Annotated in this window: 16 protein-coding genes; 7 read left to right on the forward strand and 9 right to left on the reverse strand. The window is 67.8% G+C overall.

The features are described from left to right. Positions 1 to 109: 109 nt before the first annotated feature. Positions 110 to 577: a Dps family protein gene (locus tag ACILRJ_RS12215; protein WP_395683463.1), complete on the forward strand. Its 468-nt coding sequence runs from the start codon at positions 110 to 112 to the stop codon at positions 575 to 577. Here the strand turns inward: ACILRJ_RS12215 and ACILRJ_RS12220 are convergent. Both ACILRJ_RS12220 and ACILRJ_RS12225 read right to left on the reverse strand, forming a co-directional pair. After that, entirely contained in the window at positions 570 to 2,258 is a 1,689-nt protein-coding gene (locus ACILRJ_RS12220) for a SulP family inorganic anion transporter (RefSeq protein ID WP_395683464.1), read from the reverse strand. The two genes, ACILRJ_RS12215 and ACILRJ_RS12220, sit on opposite strands and share 8 nt — an antisense overlap. Before the next feature lie 56 nt (positions 2,259 to 2,314). Next, on the reverse strand, positions 2,315 to 3,571 hold the full coding sequence (locus ACILRJ_RS12225; RefSeq protein ID WP_395683465.1) for a threonine/serine exporter ThrE family protein: 1,257 nt from the start codon (positions 3,569 to 3,571) through the stop codon (positions 2,315 to 2,317). Positions 3,572 to 3,682: 111 nt separating this feature from the next. Between ACILRJ_RS12225 and ACILRJ_RS12230 the strand changes: the two genes are divergently transcribed. The 6 genes from ACILRJ_RS12230 (at position 3,683) to ACILRJ_RS12255 (ending at position 13,177) form a co-directional block, all read left to right on the forward strand. After that, a complete protein-coding gene (locus ACILRJ_RS12230) occupies positions 3,683 to 4,792 on the forward strand; it encodes an MlaE family lipid ABC transporter permease subunit (protein WP_395683466.1) in 1,110 nt (369 codons plus the stop codon). Continuing rightward, positions 4,789 to 5,607 (forward strand): ABC transporter ATP-binding protein, encoded by an 819-nt coding sequence (locus ACILRJ_RS12235; RefSeq protein WP_395683467.1) that lies wholly within the window; start codon positions 4,789 to 4,791, stop codon positions 5,605 to 5,607. Before ACILRJ_RS12230 ends, ACILRJ_RS12235 begins: the two co-directional genes overlap by 4 nt. Before the next feature lie 3 nt (positions 5,608 to 5,610). Then, the gene (locus ACILRJ_RS12240; protein ID WP_395683468.1) at positions 5,611 to 6,555 is read left to right on the forward strand and encodes an MlaD family protein; all 945 of its coding nucleotides are present in this window, start codon (positions 5,611 to 5,613) and stop codon (positions 6,553 to 6,555) included. After that, the gene (locus ACILRJ_RS12245; protein ID WP_395683469.1) at positions 6,552 to 7,175 is read left to right on the forward strand and encodes an ABC-type transport auxiliary lipoprotein family protein; all 624 of its coding nucleotides are present in this window, start codon (positions 6,552 to 6,554) and stop codon (positions 7,173 to 7,175) included. Before ACILRJ_RS12240 ends, ACILRJ_RS12245 begins: the two co-directional genes overlap by 4 nt. 192 nt (positions 7,176 to 7,367) lie before the next feature. Then, positions 7,368 to 8,810, forward strand: coding sequence for a magnesium transporter (gene mgtE, locus ACILRJ_RS12250; protein ID WP_395683470.1), 1,443 nt, complete (start codon positions 7,368 to 7,370; stop codon positions 8,808 to 8,810). A 92-nt stretch (positions 8,811 to 8,902) separates the two neighbouring features. Then, the gene (locus tag ACILRJ_RS12255; RefSeq protein ID WP_395683471.1) at positions 8,903 to 13,177 is read left to right on the forward strand and encodes a PAS domain S-box protein; all 4,275 of its coding nucleotides are present in this window, start codon (positions 8,903 to 8,905) and stop codon (positions 13,175 to 13,177) included. A gap of 124 nt (positions 13,178 to 13,301) precedes the next feature. Here ACILRJ_RS12255 and ACILRJ_RS12260 read toward each other — a convergent pair whose 3' ends face one another. The 7 genes from ACILRJ_RS12260 to ACILRJ_RS12290 form a co-directional block, all read right to left on the reverse strand. After that, on the reverse strand, positions 13,302 to 13,823 hold the full coding sequence (locus ACILRJ_RS12260) for a response regulator (protein WP_395683472.1): 522 nt from the start codon (positions 13,821 to 13,823) through the stop codon (positions 13,302 to 13,304). Between the two features lie 27 nt (positions 13,824 to 13,850). Next, complete coding sequence (locus ACILRJ_RS12265; protein ID WP_395683473.1) at positions 13,851 to 15,044, reverse strand: ATP-binding protein; 1,194 nt, start codon at positions 15,042 to 15,044, stop codon at positions 13,851 to 13,853. A gap of 198 nt (positions 15,045 to 15,242) precedes the next feature. Then, the gene (locus tag ACILRJ_RS12270) at positions 15,243 to 15,929 is read right to left on the reverse strand and encodes a response regulator transcription factor (protein WP_395683474.1); all 687 of its coding nucleotides are present in this window, start codon (positions 15,927 to 15,929) and stop codon (positions 15,243 to 15,245) included. Positions 15,930 to 16,115: 186 nt separating this feature from the next. Next, complete coding sequence (locus ACILRJ_RS12275; protein ID WP_395683475.1) at positions 16,116 to 17,831, reverse strand: tetratricopeptide repeat protein; 1,716 nt, start codon at positions 17,829 to 17,831, stop codon at positions 16,116 to 16,118. Positions 17,832 to 17,897: 66 nt separating this feature from the next. Next, positions 17,898 to 18,686: a metal ABC transporter permease gene (locus ACILRJ_RS12280; RefSeq protein WP_395683476.1), complete on the reverse strand. Its 789-nt coding sequence runs from the start codon at positions 18,684 to 18,686 to the stop codon at positions 17,898 to 17,900. Next, positions 18,683 to 19,588 carry a metal ABC transporter substrate-binding protein gene (locus ACILRJ_RS12285; RefSeq protein WP_395683477.1) on the reverse strand — a complete coding sequence of 302 codons (906 nt, stop codon included), beginning with the start codon at positions 19,586 to 19,588 and terminating at the stop codon, positions 18,683 to 18,685. Before ACILRJ_RS12285 ends, ACILRJ_RS12280 begins: the two co-directional genes overlap by 4 nt. 169 nt (positions 19,589 to 19,757) lie before the next feature. Continuing rightward, the gene (locus tag ACILRJ_RS12290) at positions 19,758 to 21,119 is read right to left on the reverse strand and encodes a hypothetical protein (RefSeq protein ID WP_395683478.1); all 1,362 of its coding nucleotides are present in this window, start codon (positions 21,117 to 21,119) and stop codon (positions 19,758 to 19,760) included. Between the last annotated feature and the right edge of the window lies 1 nt (position 21,120).

Below are 21,120 nucleotides of genomic sequence, written 5' to 3' on the forward strand. Positions count from 1 at the left end.
CCATCGGGAACACCGATCATTGCGGTCTATGGGCCCGATTCGCAAGCTCAATTTCACGGCGCCGGCGCATCGGGCTACCCTTCCCGCTCGATCCAACGGGAGCTGCGCCATGGCCATCGACATCGGCATCACGAAAAAGGACCGCGAGAGCATCGCGAAGAACCTGTCGCGCCTCTTGGCCGACACCTATTCGCTCTACCTCAAGACGCACAGCTTCCACTGGAACGTCACCGGCACGATGTTCAACACCCTGCACCTGATGTTCGAGACCCAGTACAACGAACTGTGGACCGCCGCCGACGTGATCGCCGAACGCATCCGCGCGCTCGATGTCTACGCGCCGGGTTCGTACACCCAGTTCGGCAAGCTCACCGTTATCGGCGAGGAAACCGGCGTGCCGGACTGGAAGGCGATGGTGCAGCAGCTCGTCGAAGGCCACGAGGCGGTCGCACGTACCGCACGCGAAACGTTCAAGGCCGCCGACAAGGCCGACGACCAGCCGACCGCCGACCTCGCGACCCAGCGCATGCAGGAACACGAGAAGACCGCCTGGATGCTGCGTTCGCTGCTCAAGTAAGCCCTGTGGCGGCGGCCATCTCGAGCGCCCGCGCGAAATCGTCGGCGAAGCGCAACGACGTGCCGTCGGCGACGATCCCCATGTCGGCGAGGATGCGCGCGGGCTGCGGCTGCAAACCGGTGAAGATCAGCGCGGTGCCCTCGCGCCGGCAGCGCTCGACCAGGTTGCCGATCGCGGTTGCGCCGGAGGCGTCGATCAGCGGCACGAGGCGAAGGCGCAGGATGAACACGCGCGGCGGCTTGCCGAACGCGCGCAACACGTCGTCGATGCGGTTGGCGACCGCGAAGAACAGCGGACCGGAAACGCGATAGGCCTCGACCCCGGCGGGCAGCACGTCGTGCCCGACGGTGCGCCGTGCGCGCGAGAAATCATCCTCGTCATCTTCGAGCAGGTCGACGTGCGACTCCATCGCCACGACTTCGCTCATGCGATGCATGAACAGGAACGCGGCGAGCACCACGCCGACCTCGACCGCTACGGTGAGATCGATCGTCACCGTCAGCACGAACGTGACCAGCAGCACCATGCGGTCGCCGATCGGCGAGCGCATCAGCTGGCGGACGCGCTCGATCTCGCTCATGTTCCAGGCGATGATCAGCAGCATCGCGGCCATCGCCGGCAGCGGCACCCGGTTGGCCAGCGGCGCGGCGATCAGCACGAACAGCAGGATGAACAGCGCGTGCGCCATGCCGGCGACCGGCGAACGCGCGCCTGCGCGCACATTGGTCGCCGTGCGCACGATCGCGCCGGTCGCCGGCAAGCCGCCGACGAGTGCCGAGGCGGTGTTCGCCACGCCCTGCGCGACCAGTTCGCAGTTGGAACGGTGGCGTCCGCCGATCATGCCGTCGGAGACGACCGCCGACAGCAGGGATTCGACGCCGCCGAGGAACGCGATCGTGAACGCGCTCGGCAGCAGCTCGTGCATGCGCGCGAGGTCGAACGCGGGCAGGTGCGGCATCGGCAGGTCGCGCGGGATCGGCCCGAAGCGCGACACGATCGTTTCGACCGGCAACTGGAACACCACCGTGGCGACGGTTGCGACGACCACGCCGATCAGGAAAATCGGCCAGGTCGGACGCCAGCGGCGCAATGCGACGAGCAGCGCGAGCGTGGCCAGGGCGAGACCCGCCGCATGCGGATTCAGGCTGCCGATGTGCGCGGCATAGGTCTTCCAGCGCGCGAAGAACTCGGCCGGGACGCTCGCGATGTCGAGACCGAGGAGATCCTTGATCTGGCTGCTGAAGATGCTCACCGCGATGCCGGCGGTGAAACCGGTGATGACCGGTTGCGGCATGTACTTGACGAGCGTGCCGAGTCGCAGCAGCCCGGCAATGACCAGCATTGCGCCCGCCATCAGGGTCGCCATGACAAGGCCGTCGTAGCCGTAGTTCGCGATCACCCCGAACACGACCGGGATGAATGCGGCGGTCGGGCCGCCGATCTGCACGCGCGAACCACCGAGCGCGGAGATCAGGAAGCCGGCGACGATCGCGGTATGCAGCCCGACCGCCGGCGGCGCGCCCGACGCGATCGCGAGCGCCATCGACAACGGCAATGCGACCACCGCCACGGTGAGCCCGGCCAGCAGGTCGTGGCGCAGGTCGCCGAGGCCATAGCCCTGGCGCAATGTGGTGACCAGCTTGGGGACATAGAGGTGCCAAGCCGGCGCCGGGGCGGACATCGGAATCCCTGCATGCTCGAGTCGCGTGCCGCGACGGATGGATTGTAGCAATCGCGCTACAACTTGCGCCGAGGTGGAACCAGGAAGTCGCCGAACAGCAATCCGGCAACGATCGCGGTGAGCAGCGCGATCATCGTCACCGCGGTGTCGATGCCGAGCAGCACGTCGCGGTCGAGCACGTAACTGAGGCTGCGGAAACCGACGCTGCCGGGCACCAGCAGGATGATGCCGGTCTCGCGCACCAGCGCGCCCGGGCGATGCGCGATGCGCGCGAACAGGTTGCTGGCGGCACCAACCACGAGGCTGCCGGCGAACGTGCCGAACGCCGGCGGCATGTGTGCACCGTCAATCTGGGTGAACACGTAACCGAGCAGCGGCGCCGCGATCACCACCGGGTAGAAGCGCAGCGGGCTCTTGAACAGCACCGCGAACGAAACAGCCGCGGCGATAAGAGCGCACCATTCAAGCGAGGCGGGCAACGGCACGCTGTCGGCGTGCGGCGGCACGACGCCGAACAGCGCGCACAGCTGCAATGCCGCGGCCGTGCCGAAGATCAGCTTCAGCAAGGTGGTCACCGCACCCATCATGCGCGCGGTGCCGGAAATCAGGTGCTGGCTCGACAGTTCGCGCACCGCGGTGGTCAGGGTCATGCCGGGCAACAGCACGATCAGGCTCGCCAGCACGACCGCTCGCAACGACAACGGCACGATCCAGTGCGCGATCGCGATCGCGATCAGCGTGCACAGGAAGGCTCCCGCCGCCTCGAGCGCGGCACCGAAGGATGGCCAGCGCCGCGGCGCGAGCGACATCGCGCCAATCAGCAGGCCGTTCAGCGCCGCGACCAGCGCCTCGATCCAGCCGGTATGCAGGATCACCGCGATCGCGCCGGACGACACACCGAAGCTGAGCACGCTGGCGACGTCGGCGAGCGCGCTCGGTGGCCGCTGCCCGACCTCGCGCAGCAGGCGTCGCCCCTCGCCGAAATCGAGATCGCCGGCGATCACGCGATCGGCGATCTCGTCGACGCGGCACAGGCGCTTGAGATTGACTTCGCCCGGCGGCACGCGCACGACCTGGGTGATCTCGGCGAGATCGTCGCCGCGCGCGGGATCCGAGAACGACATGACGATCGATGTCGGGGTCGACAGCACGTTGCAGGCAAGGCCGAGCCGCGCGCTGACGAGATTGATGACGTCCTCCAGGCGCGGCGCGGTGGTGCCGTACTCATGCAGGCGACGCGAGAGCTCGACGATGAAGCCGATGCGCGTCTTCAGCTCGGCGTCGCCGCCGACCCGGTGCTTCAGTGCGTCCATGTCCATCGCGCAATCATGCCGCGTCGGCGCGATGCTTGGCGAGCCCGCCGTTTGCTGAATCGCCGTGACTTCACATTCCCGATCGGGGCGCCAGCCTGCTAGCCTTGCGCGATGAACGCCGCAGGGACCGCCACACTCCAGCACGGCAATGCGGGCGACGTCATCGCGGTGAGCGGCGACTGGACGCTCGCGGTCGCGCCCGCGCTCGCCATTGCCGTGGCCGGTCTGAAACAGCGCGTCGCCGCGGGCACGCGCGTCGACGCCAGCGGACTGGCCCGGCTCGATACGGCCGGCGCGCGCCTGCTGCTCGATCTTGGCGACGCGGCATCCATCGACGGTCTCGGCGCGAACCACCGGGCCCTCGTCGATGCCGTTGCAGGCGCGGGTGCGGAAGCGAAACCGGCATCGATACCGGATACCGGACTGATCGCCCTGCTCGGGCGCACCGGCGCCGCCGCCGAACAGGTCGCGCGCGATGCCTGGCAACTGCTCGGTTTCATCGGCGTGGTGCTCGCCGCCATGGCGCGCTGCATCGTCGACCCGCGCCGCTGGCGCATCACCTCGCTCGCGTTCCACCTCGAACAGACCGGGCTCGACGCAGTGCCGATCGTGGTGCTGCTGAATTTCCTCGTCGGCGCCGTGGTCGCGTTCCTCGGCGCGACCGTGCTGAAGGATTTCGGCGCGACGATCTTCACGGTCGAACTCATCGCCTATTCGTTCCTGCGCGAATTCGGCGTGCTGCTCGCCGCGATCATGATCGCCGGCCGCTCGGGCAGCGCGTTCACCGCGCAGATCGGCTCGATGAAGTCGCGCGAGGAAGTCGACGCCATCCGCACGCTCGGCCTCGATCCGATCGAGGTGCTGGTGCTGCCGCGCGTGCTGGCGCTGCTGATCGCCCTGCCCGTGCTCACGTTCCTCGCCATGCTCGCCGGCATCATCGGCGGCGCGGTGGTCTGCGCCCTCAGCATGGACATCTCGCCGACGATGTTCGTCACGCGCTTCCACGACCTCGCGGCAACCCGGCACTTCTGGGTCGGCATGAGCAAGGCGCCGGTGTTCGCGTTCCTGATCGCCTCGATCGGCTGCCTGGAGGGCTTCAAGGTGTCCGGCAGCGCGGAGTCGGTCGGCACCCATACGACCTCCAGCGTGGTGCAGTCGATCTTCGTCGCGATCCTCGTCGACGCGCTCGCCGCGATCTTCTACATGGAGATCGACGTATGAGCGACGCGCGCGAAAAGATCATCGAGGTACGCGGCCTGCGCAACCAGTTCGGTGCGCAGGTCGTGCACGACAACCTCGACCTCGACGTCTGGCGCGGCGAAATCGTCGGCGTGGTCGGCGGCTCCGGCAGCGGCAAGTCGGTGCTGATGCGCTCGATCATCGGCCTCAACCGGCCCGCCGCCGGCAGCGTGCGCCTGCTCGACCAGGACATGATGAACGTTTCCGACGCACGCCGCTCCGAGATCGAACGCCGTTGTGGCGTGCTGTTCCAGAACGGTGCGCTGTTCTCTTCGCTCAGCGTCGCCGACAACGTGATGGTGCCGATGCGCGAGCACCACGACATCCCGCTCGCGCTGATGCAGCGCTTCGTCGCCCTGAAGATCGCGCTCGCCGGCCTGCCCGCCGAGGCTGGCGCGAAGTTCCCGTCGCAACTGTCCGGCGGCATGGTCAAGCGCGCCGCACTGGCGCGCGCGCTCGCGCTCGATCCCGACATCCTGTTCCTCGACGAACCGACCGCCGGCCTCGACCCGATCGGCGCCGCCGCGTTCGACCAGTTGATCCTGACCCTGCGCGAAAGCCTCGGCCTGACCGTGTTCCTGATCACGCACGACCTCGACACGCTGTACACGATCTGCGACCGCGTCGCCGTGCTGTCGCAGAAGCGCGTGCTGGTCGCCGACACGCTCGACAAGGTGGAGCGTTGCGACGACGCGTGGGTGCAGGAATATTTCCAGGGACCGCGCGGCCGTTCCGCCAGGCGCGCGGTGTCCACCTCCAGAAACATCGCGGCTGGCGCCGCTCCTACCCGGATCTGACCCATGGAAACCCGCGCACACCATGTCCTCATCGGCGCGTTCGCGATCGGCGCGTTCCTGCTCGCGCTCGCGTTCGTGCTGTGGATGTCCAAGTCCGGCCACGACAGCCAGTTCGCCGACTACGACATCGTGTTCAGCGAGGCGGTAACCGGACTGTCGACCGGCGGCCTCGTGCAGTACAACGGCATCAAGGTCGGCGAGGTGCGCGAACTGCACCTCGCGACCGACGACCCGCGCAAGGTCATCGCGCGCGTGCGCCTCGACGCCGCCGCTCCCGTGCGCCAGGACACCCGCGCCAAACTGGGGATGCAGGGCGTGACCGGCCTCTCCTTCATCCAGCTTTCCGGCGGCGCGCCGGGCAGCCCGCCGCTGCTGCCCACCCCCGAGCATCCGGTACCGGTGATTCCCTCGGAAGAGTCGGCGCTGTCGAAACTGCTGGCCTCGGGTTCGGACATCGTCGTCACCGCGAACGACATCCTGTTGCGCATGAACGAGATGCTGTCGGCCGAAAACGTCGACCGCGTCGCCGCCACGCTCAAGCACATCGACCAGCTGAGCGGCGCTCTCGCCGACCAGCGCGGCGACATCGGCATCGCGATACGCCAGCTCGCAGAGGCGACCAGCACCTTGAAGAAGACGCTCGCGACCGTCGATTCGATGGCGAACACCACCAACACGCTCGTGCGCGAGGACGTGCGCAAGCTGCTGCAGACCGCCGACACCGCGCTCGCATCGGTCGACCGCATGGCCGATTCCGCCGGCCTGCTGGTCGAGGACAACCGCGCCGCGATCGGCGCGTTCAGCAACCAGGGCCTGCGCCAGATCGGCCCGACCGTGCTCGAGCTGCGCGAGACGCTGCGTTCGCTCAAGCAACTCAGCGACAAGCTCGGCGCCTCCGACAGCCTGCTGCTCGGCCGCGACCAGCCCAAGGAGTTCCAGCCCCGATGAACATCCGCCTCCTCCCCGCGCTGCTGCTCGTTCTGCCACTCGCCGCATGCTCGTCGCTGCTCAGCGTGCAGCGCGCGCCGTTCACGATCTACTCGCCGAAGCTTTCCGCGCCCGCCGCGACCGCATCGGTGCCGCGCGTCGCGTGGCAGCTCGCGGTCGAGACGCCGCTCGCCAGCGATGCACTCGACACGGCGCGCATCGTCGTCATGCCGAGTCCCGGCGTCATCGAAGTCTTTCCGGCCGCACGCTGGAGCGACAGCGCGCCGGCGCTGCTGCGCAACCTGATCGTGCAAGGCTTCGAGGATTCGCAACGCATCGTCGGCGTCGGCAGCGCGGCTTCGGGCCTGCGTGCGGACTACGCGCTGGCGGTCGTGGTGCGCGACTTCCAGCTCGAGATGAATGGCGGCGCGCATGCGACGATCCGCCTGCAACTGCGCCTGCTCGACTACACCACCAACCGCGTGCTCGCCACGCGGGCCTTCGAGGCCGAGGCACCCGCCGCCAGCTCCGATGCGGCCACCGCGTTCGGCGCATTCCAGGACGCGATCAACCGGATCGTGCCGGAACTGGTCGAGTGGACGCTGCGCGAGGGCGAGGCGAATTACGCGATGAAGGGCTGACGGCGAACTCGCCGCCAGGCGGCTCGACCCGCCCTGCGTGCAGGCACCGATCACCGTCAGTTCTCTCGCGGCTCGCCGCGGGGACCCCCGTTTCCCTCGCGCGCCCGCAACGGCGACAATAGGCGCAGATCCAGACCCGAATTCCGCGCCACCGGTTCGCCGATGGCGCCCCTGTCGTCGCGCCCGGCCCGAATGAGCGAAGTCGAAACCCGCAATCCGCACAGCCAGTTGCAAGGCCAGCTCGCGCGGGTCAGCGAACTGCTGCGCCGCCAGCACCTGGTCGAGGACCTCGCGCACCGGCAGCAGGGCGACCACCACGATCTGGTCGAGGGACTGGTTCATCGCCAGCACCTCGCCGAACTGCAACGCGAAATCGACGGCCTGCACCCGGCCGACATCGCCTACATCCTCGAAGCACTGCCACCGCAGGAACGCCTCGAGGTGTGGAACCTCGTCAAGGCCGACCGCGACGGCGAGATCCTGCTCGAAGTGTCCGACGCGGTGCGCGAGTCGCTGCTCGCGGACATGGACAAGCCGGAGCTGATCGCAGCCGCCGAACAGCTGGATGCCGAGGAGATCGCCGATCTCGCCGAAGACCTGCCCGACGACGTGCTGGCGGAACTTCTGCACCGGTTGAACGCCGAGGAACGCGGCCAGGTGCAGACTGCGATGGCCTGGGAGGACGACCAGGTCGGCGCGATCATGGATTTCGACATGGTGACGATCCGCGAGGACGTCACGCTCGAGACCGTGCTGCGCTACCTGCGCAGGCTGAAGGAATTGCCCGACCACACCGACAAGCTGTTCGTGGTCAACCAGGACACCGTGCTGACCGGCGTGCTGCCGATCCGCTGGCTGCTCGTCAATGACCCGGCCAAGCTCGTGAGCGCGGTGATGGCCGCCGATGCGAACACGTTCCATCCCGAAGACGACGTCGTCGACACGGCGCAGGCGTTCGAACGCTACGACCTGGTCACCGCGCCCGTCGTCGACACCCTCGGTCACCTGATCGGCCGCCTCACGATCGATGCGATGGTCGACGTGATCCGCGAGGAGAGCGACGCGGAAGTGCGCGAGCGCTTCGGCCTGCGCGAGGACGAGGACATCTTCGCCTCGGTGTGGAAGTCGCTGCGCAACCGCTGGGCCTGGCTCGCGATCAACCTCGTCACCGCGTTCGTCGCCTCGCGCGTGATCGGCCTGTTCGAGGGCTCGATCCAGAAACTCGTCGCGCTCGCGGCCCTGATGCCGATCGTCGCCGGCATCGGCGGCAACTCCGGCAACCAGACCATCACGATGATCGTGCGCGCGCTCGCGCTCGACCAGATCAGCGCGACCAGCGCGAAACGCCTGCTGCGCAAGGAACTCGGCGTGGCGCTCGTCAACGGCCTGATCTGGGGCGGCGTGATCGGCCTCGTCGCGTGGCTGCTCTACCGCAACGTCGCGCTCGGTTTCGTGATGACCGCCGCGATGACCCTGAACCTGCTGCTCGCCGCGCTGATGGGCGTCTTGATCCCGATGACCCTGCTGCGCTTCGGCCGCGATCCGGCAATGGGATCGAGCGTGATGATCACCGCGCTCACCGACAGCGGCGGCTTCTTCATCTTCCTGGGCCTGGCGACGCTCTTCCTCGTCTGAAGGGAAGCCGAACGCGGCGCGAGCGACTCTGGACGCCGCGCCGATCTCGGCGCACTCTGCCGCGGAGCCTCACAGGGAGCGCGATCGCGGCGATGGCCAAGGCGTTCACATCGAGCGATCGCCAAGCGGACGGCTGGACGCCGCCGGCCCCCGACGAGGCGCTGCGCGAGATCGCCGAAGCGGCGGCGGCCGCCTGCGACGGCGTGCTCGGCTTCATCGCCTGGCCGGAGCAGCTCCGCCTCGTCGCGAGCGTCGAGGGGTTGCAGGAAATCCCGCTGCGCGAGGCGATCCCGCTGTTGCTCGAGCGCATCCCGAACCAGAGCGGACCTGCGGCGGCTCCCGGTACCGAGGGCGTCGTGATCATCGACCCGGCGGACGACACGCCCGGCGGTCACCGCATCGCGGCCGTCGTCCTGCCCGCCGGCGAGTACGATCCGCTCGGATTGCTCGGCGTACTCGATCCCCGCTGCAACGAGGCGGCCGCGATACGCGCGCTCTCCGGGATGCGAGAACTCGCCAGCCGCCAGTTCGCCCTGCATCGTGATCTCGAACGGCGCACCGAGACCGCGGCGGCGCGCGGCGAGCCGCCGCGCGTGACCCCGCTCGCGTGTTCCACCGAGGACGCGGCAAGCAAGTCGACGCGGCTCGATCAACGCTTCGCCGAGGCGCTCGTCGAGAGCATGCCAGGCATCCTCTATCTCTACGATGCGCGGGGTCGCTTCCTGCGCTGGAACCATCACCTCGAACATATCTCCGGCTACGGCGCGGAGGAGATTGCCCGCATGCATCCGCGGGCGTTCTTCCCGCCTGCTCAGCGCCTGTCGCTGGAAGCGAACATCGCCGAGGTGCTTGCGTTCGGCGCGTCCTCGTTCGAGGCACCGCTGCTGACACGCGACGGGCGAGAAATCCCCTATTTCTTCATCGGCAAGCGCGTCGAGTTCGACGGACATCGATGCCTCGTCGGCGTGGGCATCGACATTTCCGAGCGGGTGCGTGCGGAGCGCGAGCACGATGCCAGTGAACGGCGCTTCCGCACGCTGTTCGACTACGCGCCCGACGGCATCCTCGTCGCCGACGCCGACAGCGTCTACCTCGAAGCCAATGCAAGCGCATGCCGCATGCTTGGCTACGAGCGGCACGAACTCATCGGCCTCGGAGCGAACGACATCGTCGCGCCGATCGAACACGAAAACCTCCCTTCGGTGATCGAGGCGATCCGCAACAGCGAGGTGCACCACCGCGAATGGCTCATGCGGCGCAAGGACGGCACGACGTTCCCGGCGGAAGCAATCGCGACGCTCATGCCCGACGGCAAGCTGCTCGGGATGCTGCGCGACGTCACCGAGCGTCGGCGCCAGCAGGAAGAGTTGCGCAGCAGCGAAGACCGCTTCCGTGCCATCTTCGAGCGAGCCGGCGTGGGTATCGCGCTCGTAGACGCGCACAGCGGCCACTTCGTGCGCTGCAACCGGGCGCTCGCCGACATGCTCGGCTACACGCCCGAAAACCTGTGCCGCCTGCGCGTCGAGGAGGTCACCCATGCCGCGGACAAGCCCGCGCAGCATGCGTTCACGCAGAAGCTGTTCGCGGGCACGATCGACCGTTACCGGTTGGAAAAACGCTACCTCCGCAAGGACGGCAGCGAAATGTGGGGACTCCTGACGGCGACGCTGGTGCGCGACCGCTGCGGCGATCCGCAATACATCGTCGGCATGGTCGAGGACGTGACGGAACGGCGGGCACTGCATGCTGCGCTCGAGGAAAGCGAGAAGCGCTTCCGGCAGATTGCCGAGCACATTCCCGCCGTGTTCTTCCTCGTCGACGTCGCTTCGGGCGAATGCCTGTACGTAAGTCCCGCGTACGAGCGAATCTGGGGGCGAAGCTGCCAGAGCGTGTACCGCGCACCGAACTCGTGGCTCGACGCCATCGTGCCTGGCGACCCCAACCCGATGCTGCGCGACGGCCAGCCGATCGACCCGACGGGAAATCTCGATTTCGAGTATCGCATTGCACGCCCGGACGGCTCGATCCGCTGGATCCGCTCGCGCAGCTTCCAGGTGAGGGGGAAAGACGGCCAACTCGAGCAGATCGCCGGCATCGCCGAGGACATCACCGCGGCGAAGGAGCAGGAGCGCAGGATTGCGCGCCTTTCGCGCATCCGCGCTGTCATCGCCGCACTTCACTCGGCGATGTTGCGCCAGACCGATCGCGATTCGCTGCTGCAGGCGGCCTGCAGCGTCGCCACCGTCGAGGGCATCTTCCAGATCGCATGGGTGGCTGGACCGCGCGAGGGCGGCGAAACACCGGCGATCCTCGCCATTTCGGATGGCGCCGCGCGCGAGTTCGTCGTTACCAACCTGCGATTGCTCGGTGCGGACCATTTCGCCGCGCGCGCGCTCGCCACGCGCGAACCGGTCGTCATCAACGATTTCTCGAAGGATCCGTCGCTCCAAGCGGTATGCGATCGACTGGTCGCGCACGAATGCCGTTCCGGCGCCGCGTTCCCGCTGTCGTCCGACGGCGCAGTGGTTGCCGCACTCGTACTGCTCGCGCGCGAACGCGACGTTTTCGACGACGAGGAAATCGGCTTGCTGCGCTGGATGACAAGCGATCTCTCGTACGCACTCGAGCATATCGAGAACGCGCAAAGACTCGAGCATCTCGCTTATTTCGACGCACTTACGGGCCTCGCCAACGCCGCACTGTTCCGCGACCGGCTGGCTCGGTTCGTCGCCGCCGCCCAGGCGACGAACGAGAAGGTGTGCGTGGTGATCATGGACCTCGAGAACTTCACCCGCCTCAACGACAGCCTCGGCCGCGAGTGCGGCGACGAGATCCTGCTCGCGGTCGCGCAACGCCTCGAGCGATGCCTCGAGGAGCCCCGTGCGCTCGCCCGCTTGGGCGCCGACACCTTCGCGATCGCGCGACCCGGCAGCGGCGATCGCGTCGCGACGCGGTTGCTCGACCAGGTGGTCGAAGCGCTGCGCGATCCGATAGAAGTGGGTGGCCAGGCAATTTCACTCAGCAGCCAGGCAGGCATTGCGCTCTATCCGGACGACGCGGACGACGACATCGGGCTGTTCAAGCACGCCGAGGCAGCACTCAAGCTCGCCAAGTCGAGTGGCGCCCGCCATATGTTCTACTCGGCGCAGATGAACCGGCGGATCGCTGCGCGACTCGAGGCGGAGGCCGCGCTTCGAGCGGCCGTCGAGGCGAAGCAATTCGTGCTCCACTTCCAGCCTCGCGTGGACATGATAAGCGGTCTCGTCGTGGGGGCCGAGGCGCTGATCCGCTGGCAGCACCCCGAGCACGGCCTCGTGCAACCGGAGGATTTCATCGCGCTGGCCGAGGAAACCGGCCTGATCGTGCCGATCGGCGCCTGGGTGATCGACGCCATCTGCGCGCATCAGGCCGCGTGGCTCAAGGCCGGCGCGGCCATGGTGCCGATTGCCGCAAACGTCTCGTCGGTGCAGCTGGACCATAGCGACATCGTGCGCACCGTAAGCGACGCGCTCGCGCGCCATTCCCTGTTCGCGCGCCACCTGCACCTCGAGCTGACTGAAAGCTCGGTCATGAAGGACCCAGTCGCAGCGACGGAAGTGCTGCGCAGACTGCGCGAACTCGGCGTCGGCCTCGCCCTCGACGATTTCGGCACCGGCCATTCGTCGCTCGCCTACCTCAAGCGTTTCCCGTTCACGCGCGTGAAGATCGACCGCACTTTCATCTCCGACATCACGCACAGCGCGGAGGACGCCGCGATCGCCTCGGCGATCATCACGATCGCGCACCGCATGGGGCTCAAGGTCGTTGCAGAAGGCGTCGAGACGCAGGGACAGTTCAACTACCTGTCGATGCAGGAATGCGACGAGATGCAGGGCTTCTACTTCAGTCCCGCGGTTTCCGCCGAAATGTTCGAGGATTACCTGCGCGGCGGGCGAAGCATCCGCCTGCTGCCGCGCGCGGACGAGGAACGCCGCACCGTGCTCGTGGTCGACGACGAACCCGGCATCCGCACAGCGTTGACGCGCATGCTGCGCAGCGACGGCTACCGCGTGCTGACCGCGGCGGGCGGCGACGAAGGCCTGCACGTGCTTTCCCTCAACACCGTGCAGGTGATCATCTCGGACCAGCGCATGCCGGGCATGTCGGGCACGGAGTTCCTCGGCAAGGTCAAGGACCTCTACCCCGAGACGATGCGCATCATCCTGTCGGGCTACACCGAGATCGACGTCGTCACCGAGTCGGTCAATCGTGGCGCGGTGTTCCGCTTCCTGACCAAGCCCTGGGACGACGACCTGTTGCGCGAGCAGGTGCGCGACGCGTTCCAGCGCTATCGGCCGCGTGCAGCCGGCGACGGCGCGTCGTCCTGACTTCGCCGCAACTGCCAGAACGTCACCGTCGCTCGCACGATGGACTCGCCGCCGGAATCTTCGTCCCGATCCAGTCCGGTCGCCTGCTTAGAAGACCTGCCTTGCCCGAGACGCTCGCGTAACCTCACACCGGATCATCGCTGCGCAACACGATCGCTCCCTCGTCGTCGTGCTCGACATGCGTGACGCGCGCCGGCACCGCCTGGATGCGCGCCGACTTCTGCGCGCCCGCCTGGCGCTGCGCGCGTGCGCGCGCACCGCCCGGCTGCAGCAACGTCACGACCGCCGACGCGAGGTCTTCATCGACCCACGGCTTGCCGATGAATCGGGCGAGCTGCACCTCGTTGACGGCGGCGATGATCACGTCGCGATCGGCGTAGCCCGAGCAGATCATGCGCGGCGCGGCCGGCTGCAACTCAATCATCGCCGACAGGAACTGGACGCCGTCCATGTTCGGCATGCGGTAGTCGCTGATGACGAGGTCGAAATCCTGTTCCTCGCTTCGCTCGAGCGCCTGCTCGGGCGAAGTGAACGCCTCCACCTTGAGCGCCTCGCCGTCAAGTTCGCCGACATCGATCGATGCAAGGCAGCGGCGCAACGCGTTGAGGATGTTCGGTTCGTCGTCGACGAGGAGGATGCGGTACATGAAGGAATGCCTCGGATTGGAGCCTGATCAGTGCGGCTGCGCGATCGGCAGGTCGATGCGCAGCAGCGTGCCCTGCCCCGGCGTGCTCGAGATCTCGATCGTCCCGTGGTGCTTGGAGACGATGCCGTAGGAGATCGCGAGGCCGAGACCAGTGCCGCTGCCGACCGGCTTGGTGGTGAAGAACGGATCGAACACGCGCGGCAGCAGGTCCGCGGGGATGCCTTCGCCGTCGTCGCCGACGTCGATGTGCACGCGGTCGCCTGCGACCGAGGTCGTGACGGTGATGATGCCCTGGTCCTTGATCGCCTGGCCGGCATTCATGAGCACGTTCATGAACACCTGGTTGAGTTCCGACGGCAGGCATTCGACCAGTGGCAGCTCGCCGAATGTCTTGACGATCTGCGCCTTGTACTTGAGTTCGTTCCAGATGATGTTGAGGGTCGAATCGAGGCCGCGATGAATATCCGCCTGGATCCAGTCCTCCGAGCGTTCCTTGCGCGCGAAATCCTTGAGGTCGCGCACGATCTTGCAGACGCGGTCGATGCCTTCGCGTGATTCACTGAGCAGTTGCGGCACGTCGCCGGCCAGGAAATCGAGGTCGAGTTTCTGCCGGATCGATTCCGCCGCAGCCGCGCCGGCACCGCCGGCAAGCGCCGCCTCGTAGGACTGTATCGCCGAGAACAGCTGGGAGATGTAGCGCTGCAGCGTGCTCAGGTTCGAGTTGACGTAGCCGATCGGGTTGTTGATCTCGTGCGCGACACCCGCCGCAAGCTGGCCGATCGAGGCGAGCTTCTCTGACTGCATCACCTGTTCCTGCGCGCCCTGCAGCCTGGCATAGGCCACCTCAAGTTCGGCGTTTCGCGCGTGCAGCTCTGACTCGCGCGCGCTGTCCAGCGTTATGTCGCGCACCGTCATGCCGAACAGTTCGGCGCCGACGCGCGACAGGTGGACGAGCAGGATCTTGTGCTGGCCGCGCCCGACGCCGAGGATGACTTCGCCATTCCAGCTGCCCTGCACGCTGCACAGGTGCAGCGCAACGCTGCTCAACAGCTCCGGGTGCCAGTCGTCGACCGTTTCGAGCGGCCGGTCGCCCTTCTCCGGCGCGCACAGTCGCGCGAACACGCGCGCGGCTGGATTGGCGTAGCGCACGTTCCTGGCCGCGTCGAACAACAGGGTGGCCGTCGGTGCGGCATCGACGAGCGCGCGCAGTGTCGCTTCCATCGCGTCAGGGCACGCCGCAGCCGGCGCGCCGCGCACAGGCGGCACCGCCGCGTCTGGTTTTGACGCGAAAGGGATGGCGGTCGACACGAATCGCGTCCTCGCTCCGTCGCTGCGCGGAATGCGCAGTTGCGACATGGGCGACCATGCTACGTCCCTCCAACCGACGGTCGTAGTGAGGGCGAATGCGTATACGTATCTTCACGTATCGCGGCTCCCGCTGCGGGCCGGCGTCGGCAGCGCACCGACCACCAGGCGCATTCGGATCAGGTCGGCAAGGCTTTGCGCCGCGGTCTTCTCCATGATCCGTCCGCGATGGATCTCGATCGTGCGATGGCTGCCGCCAAGCGTGCGGGCGATCTCCTTGCTCGTCTTGCCGGCCACGATCCATTCCAGCACCTCTCCTTCGCGCGGCGTCAGCGTCCGCAGGCGGCGCTCGAACTCGAGCCGTCGCCGCGCCTCGACGCGTTGCATCGCCTGTCGTTCGATCGCCGCGCGCACGCGGCGCAGCAGGTCGTCGTTGTCGAATGGTTTCTCGACGAAATCGGCGGCACCCGCGCGCATCGCCGCGACCGCCACCGGGACCTCCGCGGCACCGGTGAGGAATACGACCGGCAGATCCGCGGCACGAGCGTGCAGCCGCGCCTGCACTTCGAGTCCTCCCATGCCGGGCATGCCCACGTCCAGCACGACGCAGCCGGGCACGTCGTGCGACGGGCGCGCGAGGAACGCCTCGCCCGTCGCGTAGACTTCGGTCGAGAGTCCTGCGGTGACGAACAGGCGCCGCAACGCGGCGCCCATGTGCTCTTCGTCGTCGACGACGAAGACGATCGGTGCGGCATCCGCCGCGCCAGGATCCACTCGAGTCCCGGGCTCGCGTTCAGGCATCACGGCATCTCGTCGTCGATGCGACAGATGCTACGCCGATTGCAACCGCAGAAGGCAATGAACCCGGAACTCGGATCGGGCCCCCGCGGCTGCCCGGGCGCCTAGCACGCGATCGCATTCCAGCGGCATCACGGACGCGATCGTGCCAGCGCAACCGTCGCGCACAGGGTGGCCTGCGGCTTCGAATCAGTACGCCGACGCGGCGAGCGCGACGTCTGCGTCCTTCCATGCGTGCGCGAACGCCAGCGCGACATCCTCGGCCTCGCGCTGCCGGTGCTGCGCCTGCAGCGCCTGCGCGAGCCCATGCAGCGCCCAGCCATTGTCCGGATGGCGTTGCAAATCCTCGCGATAGACCGATTCGGCCTCGGCGGCACGCCCGTCGGCGAGCAGTTGCGCGCCGAGCAGGTGGCGCACCGGCACGAACCAGTTGGCCGGCTCGTCGTAGGCGAGCAGGTCCTCCGTCGCGACCGCACGGCGCAACGCCGCGACGGCGGCGGCGCGATCGCCTTCGGCGATCGCGATGCGCGCGACGGCGACGTCGGTCGCGACGACGAGCAGATCCTTCGCCAGATTGAGTCCGGCCGGCGCGTCGGCCGGCAACGCTCCGGCGATCGCGTCGAGCTTCGCCTTCTCCTCGCGCGCGTGGGCGATGTCGCCGGTCGCCGCGAACGCGCACGCGCGCGCGTAGTGGTGCGCCGCGCGCAAGCCTTGCAGGCTGGCATCGGGCGCCGGCTCATCGAGCAACTCGCGCCAGCGACCGAAGCGCTCGAGCACGAAGTAGCGCTCGGCCATGTACCAGTCCAACCCGCTACCCATCTGCAGCATCGCGTCCGGCACGTGCGCGCGCATGTCGCGCGTCGCCTGCAGCGCCTCCGCCGAACGTCCCTGCATCGACGCCGCGTAGGCGAGGAACTGGTAGTTGTGCGCGAGGTACATGCCGGCGTAGTAGGCCCATTCCGGCGGCTTCGACTGCTCGATGTAGGCGAGGTCGACACGCGCACCGGCGCGGTTCGCCTCGCTCGCGTCGGCGTAGCGGCCGACCCGCTGGAAGATGTGCGCCGGCATGTGCACGATGTGGCCGCCGCCCGGGATCAGCCCGGGCAAGCGTTCGGCCGCGGCAATCGCCTTTTCCGGATGCGGCGACGCCTCGACGGCGTGGATGTAATAGTGGTTGGCACCCGGATGCGCGGGATTGCGCGCGAGCACCGCCTCCAGCGTCGCAACGATTTCGTCCGTACCCGGAGCGGCAGTGCCGTCGTTGCGCCATAGTTTCCACGGGTTCGCGGTCATCGCCGCTTCGGCGAAGAACACCTGCACGTCGTCGTCGGCAGGAAAGCGATGCGCGACGTCGCGCATGGCGTCCGCGTAGGCGCGGTTGTACGGCGCCATCGCGTCCGGCGACAGCGGCTGCGGCCCCGGATAGCGTTTCGCGAGCGCCGCGATCAGGGCCTGCTCGAACGGCGTCGCATGCGCCGCCTGATGCTGCGCCGACTGCAGCGCCTGCCACAACACGGTCCAGCGTTCAGGCATCGCCGGCATGTTGTAGTTCGGCCCGAGCGCCTCGCCCGCGCCCCAGTAGCAGAGCGCGCACGCCGGATCGAGCTCGATCGCGCGCGCGAACGCACGCGCGGCCTCGTCATGGTTGAATGCATAGATCAGTCGCAGGCCCTGGTTGAAATAAGCCTGCGCCTCGGCCGATGTCGTCGTGACCGCGCGTGAATGGGTGCCGAGGTTGTCGAGCCGCTGCGCGCCTCGTGCCCACTGGGAGAGAGTGGGCCCGGGCGCAGCGGCCGGCGTCGCCGTCAGCGCATGTTCGTCGTGCTCCGGACGATCAAGCGGAGCGGAGCACGCGGCGACGCCGAGTGTCGCGACAAGCAGCAGGGCACCACGTGAATTCGGCATCGCCACTCTCCCGGCATCGACTGGTCGCGCCAGACTACCGCACAAGGGCATTCACGCGGCCACGGTTCAGCCCACGGAATGCGCCGGATGCGAGCGGCGCACCGCCGGGACCGCTTGCGCGAGCAGCGCGCAGCCGACCAGGGTCCACACGATCAACGCACCGCTCGGCAGGTCGAGCACGGCCGACAGCACGAGGCCGGAGGCGTAGCCGAGTGCGCCGATCGAATAGGCCGCGACCAGTTGCGCCCGGCCCTGCATACCCGCGGTTGCGAGAGCCGGAACGATCAGGCTCGCGAACACGAGGTAGACGCCGACCAGTTGCACCGACGCGGTGATCGCAAGCGCGAACAGGCCATAGAACAGCACGCCATCGAGACGGCCGCGACGCCAGCCGAGGAACGCGAGCAGCGCGACCGACAGCAGCAGTGCCGGCACAAGCTGGCCGTAGCTGACCCACAGGATCTGCCCGACCAGCAGGTCCTTGAGGTGTTCGCCGCCCTGCGGATTGTTCGCCAGCAGGAGCAGGCCGCCGGTCGCGGCGAGCACGAACAGGGTGCCGATCAGCGGCTCCTGGTATTCGGGCCAGCGCCGGTCGGTCCACGCCAGCAGTGCGGCGCCGGCGAGCGCGGCAAGCGCAGCGGCGACCTGCACGCCCCAGCTCGCCTCGTCGATGCCGACGTACTGCGCGAGGATCACGCCGAGCCCGGCGATCTGCGCGATCGCGAGGTCGATGAAGATGATGCCGCGCGACAACACGCGCCGACCGAGCGGCACATGCGTGGACAACACGATCAGGCCCGCTGCGCAGGCGGGGCCGAGGATGCCGATGTCGAGACCGGACCAGTTGGGATTCACTTGGCGACTCCGAGCAGCTTGTCGATGGTCGAGTCGTAGAACGAGAACAGGTCCTTCGACTGCGCATCGCCACCGACGGTGAACGGCAGCGTGAGTGCCGGCACGCCGGTGCGTTCGGCGAGCCAGTCGGCCGGCTTCGGATCCTGGTAGGCGGCGCGGATGATCGCGAGCGCGTGGCCGTTCTTCGTCGTGTCGACCAGCGTCGCCAGATGCGCGCTGGTCGGCGGCACGCCGGGCTTGGGTTCGAGCGAACCGATCTCGTGCAGGCCGAGCCAGGTCGTGAGGTAGATCCAGCTGTTGTGGTGGACGACGACGTTGCGGCCCTTGAGCGGCGCCGCCTTGGCTTCCCACTTCGGAATCGCCGCGCTCCAGCGCGTGATGAAATCCGCGAGGTGCTGCTGGTAGGTGGCGGCGTTCGCGGCATCCAGTTCACCGAGGCGAGCGGCGAGCGCTTTCGCGATGACCAGAACGCGCTGCGGGTCCATCTGGAAATGCGGATTGCCGCCCGGATGCACGTCGCCGTTGGCGCGATCGAGTTGCGAGGGCTTCTCCAGCGTCGTGATCTGGTCCGCCGCCATGAACGAGCCGGCGCCGGACGCGATCTTCGGATTGCCGGACTGGCGCACCAGCTGCGGCAGCCAGCCGATTTCCAGATCGGCACCGGTGCAGACCGCGAGGTCGGCGCGCCGCACTTTGGCGATCAGGCTCGGCTTCGCCTCGATCACGTGCACGTCCTGCAGCGCGGAGGTGCCGACGTCGACGTCGAGCTTGTCGCCGCCGAGCTCATTGAGCAGCGAACCCCATTCCGGTTCGCACGCGAACACCTTGAGGTTCGCGTGCGCGGGCGCGGTGAAGGCAGCGGCGCAGAGGGCCAGCGTGCACAGCATGATCAGCTTGTTCATTCGTCCACCTGTCAGGGCAAGAGCATCGCGGCTGAAGCCGCTCCTACGTACACAGCAAGAATCTGCGCATCGTCGGTTCCAGGCGGGACTCCCCGTGGGAGCGCCGGAAGGCGCGATGCTTTTCAGCCCTCGTCCCGGGGGCATCGTGGATGGGGGCGCCCCTTGCCGATCAGAACTTGTGCGCGCCATGTGCGCCGAGGCTGACCTGGTACTGCAGCGTCAGCGCGTTGTCGGTCGTGTTGCTCGTCGGCTGGTCGCGCGCGAACTGCAGGCGCAGCAGGCTGAATTCGCTGTTGCGCCAGGTCAGTTCCAGCGTGTTGCGGTAGGGATCGAACGCGCTCGCATACGGACCCGTGCGATCGGCCCACAGCTTGTCGACGCGGTAACCGATGTCCCAGGTGCGGTTGAAGCGGTAGATGCCTTCGACATAGGCGCCGCGTCGTGCGCCATGCCAGGCGAGCGGCTCGCCTTCGTCGAGCGGATTGACCGCCGTGCCGTTGCGATGGTCGACGAAGTACTCGCCGCGCACGGTCACGCCGCCATCCTTGAAGTTGCCTTGCGGCGCCCATTTCCACGTCGCATCGCCGATGTACAAGGTGCTGTCGCCGCTGAAGCCGTCGGCCGCGCCGGTCGCGCTCGACTTCAGCATCGACAGGCCGGCGAGCCACGAATTCTCGATGCCGATGTCGCCGCCCGCATGCGCGAACAATGTCTTCACGCCGGCGCCGCTGTGCTCGGCCCCGCCACTCGGATAGTTGCCGCCGCGGAAGATCTCGCCGCCGACTTCAAGGTACAGGTCGGTCGGCGCGAGCCAGCGCAGCTGGGCACCGTCGTCGCCGTACTGGCTGCCGAGGAACGCCTGGTACGCGAGCGGCCGGTCGAAGAAGTTGTCGGTGTGCGCGTGATGACTGTTGAGGTAGCCGATGTTGGAGAAGAAGCGGCCGAGGCGCAGGTTGAAACCGTCCGGCAGCGCGGTGGTGTCGATGAACGCTTCCTCGACACCGACATGGTCTTCGCCGTTGTCGCTGTGCGCAGTCAGCGTGAGCTGGCCGTAGAACTTCTCGTCGATGTTCGAGGCCAGCGAGATTTCGCTCTCGCCAAGCGAGATGCCGCGCGGTCCAGGCCCGCCTTCATCGACGACTGGAAAACCGGCGCGCGCGTAGTGGTTCGGGTCGAGCGAGTGGCTCGTGTAGCTGCCGTTGAGGATGACGCTGATCGCCGGATTGAACGCGTTCGCATTGCCACCGGACGGCGCGGCGGCAGGTGGCGCGGCCTCGACCGCGGCGACCGCCGGCGGCGGTGCCGCCTTCAGCGCGGCCAGTTCCGCCCGCGCGGCCTGCGCCGCGGCGATTGCATCCTCCGCCTGTTTGCGCAACAGCCTGTCGTTCGCCTCCAGCACCTTCACGCGCGCGGCGAGCGCATCCAGTTGCTGTTGCACGGTCATCGCGCCTTCGCGGGCGGACGCAGGTCGCGCCGCAACCAGCGGCGCGAGCACGAGGGTGGAACTGAGCAGGAGGACAGGCAAGCGCATG

Source organism: Dokdonella sp. (assembly GCF_044227025.1).
Taxonomy (GTDB): Bacteria; Pseudomonadota; Gammaproteobacteria; order Xanthomonadales; family Rhodanobacteraceae; genus Dokdonella_A.

Coding starts and splice junctions, on each gene's coding strand:
- ACILRJ_RS12215 (WP_395683463.1), top strand. CDS start 110: ATGGCCATCGACATCGGCATCACGAAAAAGGACCGCGAGAGCATCGCG.
- ACILRJ_RS12220 (WP_395683464.1), bottom strand. CDS start 2,258: ATGTCCGCCCCGGCGCCGGCTTGGCACCTCTATGTCCCCAAGCTGGTC.
- ACILRJ_RS12225 (WP_395683465.1), bottom strand. CDS start 3,571: ATGGACGCACTGAAGCACCGGGTCGGCGGCGACGCCGAGCTGAAGACG.
- ACILRJ_RS12230 (WP_395683466.1), top strand. CDS start 3,683: ATGAACGCCGCAGGGACCGCCACACTCCAGCACGGCAATGCGGGCGAC.
- ACILRJ_RS12235 (WP_395683467.1), top strand. CDS start 4,789: ATGAGCGACGCGCGCGAAAAGATCATCGAGGTACGCGGCCTGCGCAAC.
- ACILRJ_RS12240 (WP_395683468.1), top strand. CDS start 5,611: ATGGAAACCCGCGCACACCATGTCCTCATCGGCGCGTTCGCGATCGGC.
- ACILRJ_RS12245 (WP_395683469.1), top strand. CDS start 6,552: ATGAACATCCGCCTCCTCCCCGCGCTGCTGCTCGTTCTGCCACTCGCC.
- mgtE (WP_395683470.1), top strand. CDS start 7,368: ATGAGCGAAGTCGAAACCCGCAATCCGCACAGCCAGTTGCAAGGCCAG.
- ACILRJ_RS12255 (WP_395683471.1), top strand. CDS start 8,903: ATGGCCAAGGCGTTCACATCGAGCGATCGCCAAGCGGACGGCTGGACG.
- ACILRJ_RS12260 (WP_395683472.1), bottom strand. CDS start 13,823: ATGTACCGCATCCTCCTCGTCGACGACGAACCGAACATCCTCAACGCG.
- ACILRJ_RS12265 (WP_395683473.1), bottom strand. CDS start 15,044: ATGGAAGCGACACTGCGCGCGCTCGTCGATGCCGCACCGACGGCCACC.
- ACILRJ_RS12270 (WP_395683474.1), bottom strand. CDS start 15,929: ATGCCTGAACGCGAGCCCGGGACTCGAGTGGATCCTGGCGCGGCGGAT.
- ACILRJ_RS12275 (WP_395683475.1), bottom strand. CDS start 17,831: ATGCCGAATTCACGTGGTGCCCTGCTGCTTGTCGCGACACTCGGCGTC.
- ACILRJ_RS12285 (WP_395683477.1), bottom strand. CDS start 19,588: ATGAACAAGCTGATCATGCTGTGCACGCTGGCCCTCTGCGCCGCTGCC.
- ACILRJ_RS12290 (WP_395683478.1), bottom strand. CDS start 21,119: ATGCGCTTGCCTGTCCTCCTGCTCAGTTCCACCCTCGTGCTCGCGCCG.